The organism is Plasticicumulans sp. (genome assembly GCF_035331805.1).
Lineage (GTDB): Bacteria > Pseudomonadota > Gammaproteobacteria > Competibacterales > Competibacteraceae > Plasticicumulans.
On the sequence record NZ_DAOLKE010000293.1, the window covers coordinates 1 to 4,408 of the forward strand.

The window sequence follows — 4,408 nt, forward strand, 5'->3', positions numbered from 1 at the left end:
ACTGCCTGAGCCGCAGCGATCATCCGCGCTCGCGGCCGCCGTCCGGCCTCAGAGCGGATGATCGCTGCGGCTCAGGCAGTGCCCGCAGGCGCAGTCCGGGTCGTGGCCACCGGCGGCCCCGCTGGCCTCGGCCAGCAGCCGGGCGGCGAAGGCATCGGGGTCGAGCGCGCGTGACCACAGCCAGCCCTGGGCGGACTCGCAGCCGAATCCGGCGAGGAAGTCGCGCTGCGCGGCGGTCTCGACGCCTTCGGCGACGGTTTCGAGGCGCAGGCTCTGCGCCAGATGCACGATCGCGCGCGCGATCGCCGCGTCGCTGGCATCGTCGGGCAGGCCGCTGACGAAGGAGCGGTCGATCTTCAGGCGCTGGATCGGGAAGTGCTTCAGGTAGGCAAGGCTCGAATAGCCGGTGCCGAAGTCGTCGATGGCGATGCTGACCCCGTGCGCGCGCAGCGCCTCCAGCGTCGTGCGCGCGGCCGTGGCGTCCTCCATCAGGCAGCCTTCGGTGATCTCCAGCTCCAGCCAGCCCGGCTCCAGCCCGCTCGCCGCCAGCGCCGCGGCGACGCTCGCGCCCAGGCCCGGGGAGCGGAACTGCACGGCCGAGACGTTCACCGACAGCCGCACCGGCGGCAGGCCGGCATCGAGCCATTCCCGCGCCTGCCGGCAGGCCGATTCCAGCACCCAGGCGCCGATCGGCACGATCAGCCCGCAGTCCTCGGCCACCGCGATGAAGTCCGCCGGCGCGATCTCGCCGCGCTCGGAGTGACGCCAGCGCAGCAGCGCCTCGGCACCGAGCGTGCGCCCGCTCGCCACCTCGACCTGCGGCTGGAATTCGAGGCGCAGCTCGCCGCGTTCGAGCACGCGGCGCAGCGCGTTCTCGAGCCAGATGCGCGCATCGTTGGCGGTGTTCATCGCCGGCGTGAAGTACTGGCACTGGTTGCGACCGGCGTGCTTGGCATGAAACATCGCCGTGTCGGCGTGGCGCACCAGGGTTTCGGCGTCGTGACCGTCCTCCGGATACACGGCGATGCCGACGCTGCCGGTCACGTACAGCTCGTGCTCGCCGACCTGCACCGACTCGCAGATCGCCGCCAGCAGCTTGCGCCCGACGCGCCCGGCATCGGCCGGGTCATCGAGTCCGGGCAGCAGCACGATGAACTCATCGCCCCCCGAACGCCCGAGGGTGTCGGATTCGCGCAATACCCCGGTCAGCCGGCAGGCGAGTTCGCGCAGCAGCGCATCGCCGACCGGGTGGCCGCAGGTGTCGTTGATGATCTTGAAGCGGTCGAGATCGAGGAACAGCAGCCCCACCCGTCCGCTGCGCCGTGCCGCGAACGCCACGGCCTGCTGCAGCCGGTCTTCGAGCAGCCGGCGGTTCGGCAGCCCGGTCAGGAAGTCATGCTGCGCGAGGTGGCGGATGCGCGCCTCGGCGGCCTTGCGCTCGCTGATGTCGGTGAAGATCGCGACGGTATGCGTGGTCCGGCCCTCCGGATCGCGCACCGCCGACATCGACAGCCACTGCGGGTACGGCGAGCCGTCGCAGCGGCGGCTCCAGAGCTCGCCCTTCCAGGCTCCGCCGGTGGCGAGCGCCTGCAGGCAGGCAGCCAGGGCGTCCGGATCGTCGTCGCTGCCGAGCAGGCGTTCGAGCGGCTGGCCGGGCAGTTCCGCCGCCGGGTAGCCGGTGATGGCGGCGCAGGCGCGGTTCAGCGACACGATGCGCTGCTGTTCGTCGGCGATGAAGATCGCCTCGCCGCTGCCCTCGAACACCTGCGCGGCCAGCCGCAGCCCGGCCTCGGCGCGCCGGCGCTCGGTCACGTCGGTCACGAGCATCAGCCAGGCCTCGCGTGCGCTCCAGACCAGCGCGTGCGCGACCCACTCGACCTCGATCGGCCGGCCGTCGGCGCACCGGTGCCGCGCGAGCCCCTGACAGCGCGCCGGCTCCCCGGGTTCGCGATCCGCGGCATCCGGCAGTCCGGACGGCGCCCCGGCACTTGCGTGCAGATCGGGCAGCGCCATCTGCAGGAAGCGCTCGCGCGCATGGCCGTAGGCATCGAGCGCCGCCTGGTTGACGGCGAGAAAACCGAGCGTGCCGGCCTCGACCACCCACATCGGCTGCGGGCTGGCCTCGAACAGCTCGCGGTAGCGGCTCTCGCTCTCGGCCAGCCGCGCCTGCGCGCGCGCGCGCTCCTCGGCGAGCTGCTGGCCATCGAGCGCGTGGCCGATCTCCTCGGCCATCGCCGCCAGCAGGCCGATGCGCTCGGGCGTGAAGAAGCCGGCCTCGGTGGCGTAGACGGTCAGCACGCCGCTGATGCATCCACCCTCGCGCAGCGGGAACACGCCGGCCGAGCACAGCCCGTACTTGCCGGCGAGCACGGCCGCACGCTGCAGGCCGAGGCGTCCGAGCATCGCCAGCAGATCGTTCTCGACGCTCGGTGCTCCGCGGCGCATGGCTTCGGCGACCGGACCGACGGCGTCCGGACCGGCCGGGAAGACCTGCAGCTGATGCAGGTAATCGCCGGCCGTGCCGCTGAACACCTGCGGGCGCACGCAGGCGGCCGCGGCATCGAGCGTGCCGATCCACGCGAAGCAGAGTCCGCCGTGGTCGGTGGCGATGCGGCAGACCTGCGCGTACAGCTCGGCCCGGCTGCGCACGCGCATCACGGCGCGGCCGGTCTCGCTCAGCGCCGCGTACAGCTCGGTGAGCTGGCGGATGCGGCGCTCGTCGTGCTTGCGCGCGCTCAGGTCGCGCACCGTCGCCAGCGTGCCGCCGGCGCGCCCGGCGGCATCGGGCAGCGCGCAGTGCAGGATCTCGTAGCAGAGCGCTCCCTGCGCACCCGGCAGATCGATCTCGTGCGTGACGATGTCGCGGCTGCCGAGCGCGCGCAGGCGTGCCGTCTCGCAGCTGGCCGCGACCGCCGGCGGCAGGCCGAGCTCGAACAGCGTGCGCCCGTGCGCGGCGACGGCCTTCAGCCCGAGCAGGTCGAGGCCGTTGCGGCTGATGTAGCGGCAGCGCCCGTCGGCATCGAACAGGAAGAACAGGTCCGGACAGGCCGACAGCACGGTGTCGAAGGTGCGCAGCTGCGCGGCGAGTTCCGAATACAGCCGCACGCGCTCGGCCTCGGCAGCCTCGACGCGCGCGAGCGTGCTGCGGATCAGCGCGTACAGCAGCAGCGCCGTGACCCCGACGAACAGCCAGCCCTTGTACATCGACAGCCGCGTCAGCCACGCCCGGTCCGGCGCCAGCGCCTCGGCGGCGATGTCGGAGAACAGGATCCAGATGGCGGCGAAGGCCGCATAGATCAGCGCGATGCGCAGCGCATCGCGGCGGGACGGAGTCATCGGCGCAGACCGGTGGCGGCTCGGGAGCGATCGGCCCGCCACGGAACCGTGCCGATCGGCGGACGCGGCCAGTCTATCCAAGCCGCATTGCCGCATACGCAGGCGCCACAGCTTGCGACATCCGGCTCGACCGGCCGGCGCGCAGCGCCCGGCAGACGCCTCGGTGGACCCGGATGGCCCGGCGGCTCAGGATGGACCGATCCCCGCCGCCGGCACGCAGCGCGCTGCCGCAAGCCCCGGCCGGGACGCCGCCACCGCCACCGGAGCGCCGCCGATGACCGACACCCCGCCCCCGCCCGTCACTCCCAACCCGTGGACGGCGCTGCGCCGGCACACCGATGCGCGCATCGCGCTCGGGCGCGCCGGCCTCAGCCTGCCGAGCGCCGCGCATCTGGCCTTCCAGCTCGACCACGCCCGCGCCCGCGACGCCGTGCATCTGCCGCTCGAGCGTGCCGCCCTGCACGCGGCGCTGGCGCAGGCGAGCGGACTCGAAGTCCTGGACCTGCACTCGGCCGCCGCCGACCGCCTCGAATACCTGCAGCGCCCCGACCTCGGCCGCCGGCTCGACGAAGCCTCGCGCGCGCTGCTCGCCGCCCGGCCGGTCACGGCCTGCGACGTGGGCTTCGTGATCGCCGATGGCCTCTCCGCGCGCGCCGTGCACGAGCACGCCGCGGCGCTGCTGACTGCGCTGCTGCCAAGACTGGACGGCTGGACGCCCGGGCCGCTGGCGCTGGTCGAGCAGGGGCGCGTCGCGATCGGCGACGAGATCGGCGCCGCACTCGGGGCGCGCCTGGTCGTCGTGCTGATCGGCGAACGCCCGGGCCTGAGCTCCCCCGACAGCCTCGGCCTGTATCTCACCTGGTCACCCCGCCCCGGCCGCAGCGACGCCGAGCGCAACTGCATCAGCAACGTCCGCCCCGCCGGCCTGCCGTACCCGGCCGCCGCACACCGCCTCGCCCACCTGATGAACGAGGCCCGCCGCCGGAGCCTGAGCGGCGTCGGACTGAAGGACGACAGCGAGATTGCGCGGCTGCCGGGCGGCGCGGGCGCGGGGCGCAACTTTCTGCTCGGG

2 protein-coding genes are annotated in these 4,408 nt (G+C 73.6%); one reads left to right on the forward strand and one right to left on the reverse strand.

All coding sequences use genetic code 11. The features are described 5' to 3' along the window. Positions 1 to 48: 48 nt before the first annotated feature. Complete coding sequence (locus PKE44_RS15520; protein WP_324552891.1) at positions 49 to 3,336, reverse strand: EAL domain-containing protein; 3,288 nt, start codon at positions 3,334 to 3,336, stop codon at positions 49 to 51. A 274-nt stretch (positions 3,337 to 3,610) separates the two neighbouring features. Here PKE44_RS15520 and eutC point away from each other — a divergent pair. After that, a partial coding sequence (gene eutC, locus PKE44_RS15525) for an ethanolamine ammonia-lyase subunit EutC (protein WP_324552895.1) occupies positions 3,611 to 4,408 on the forward strand: 798 nt, incomplete at its 3' end.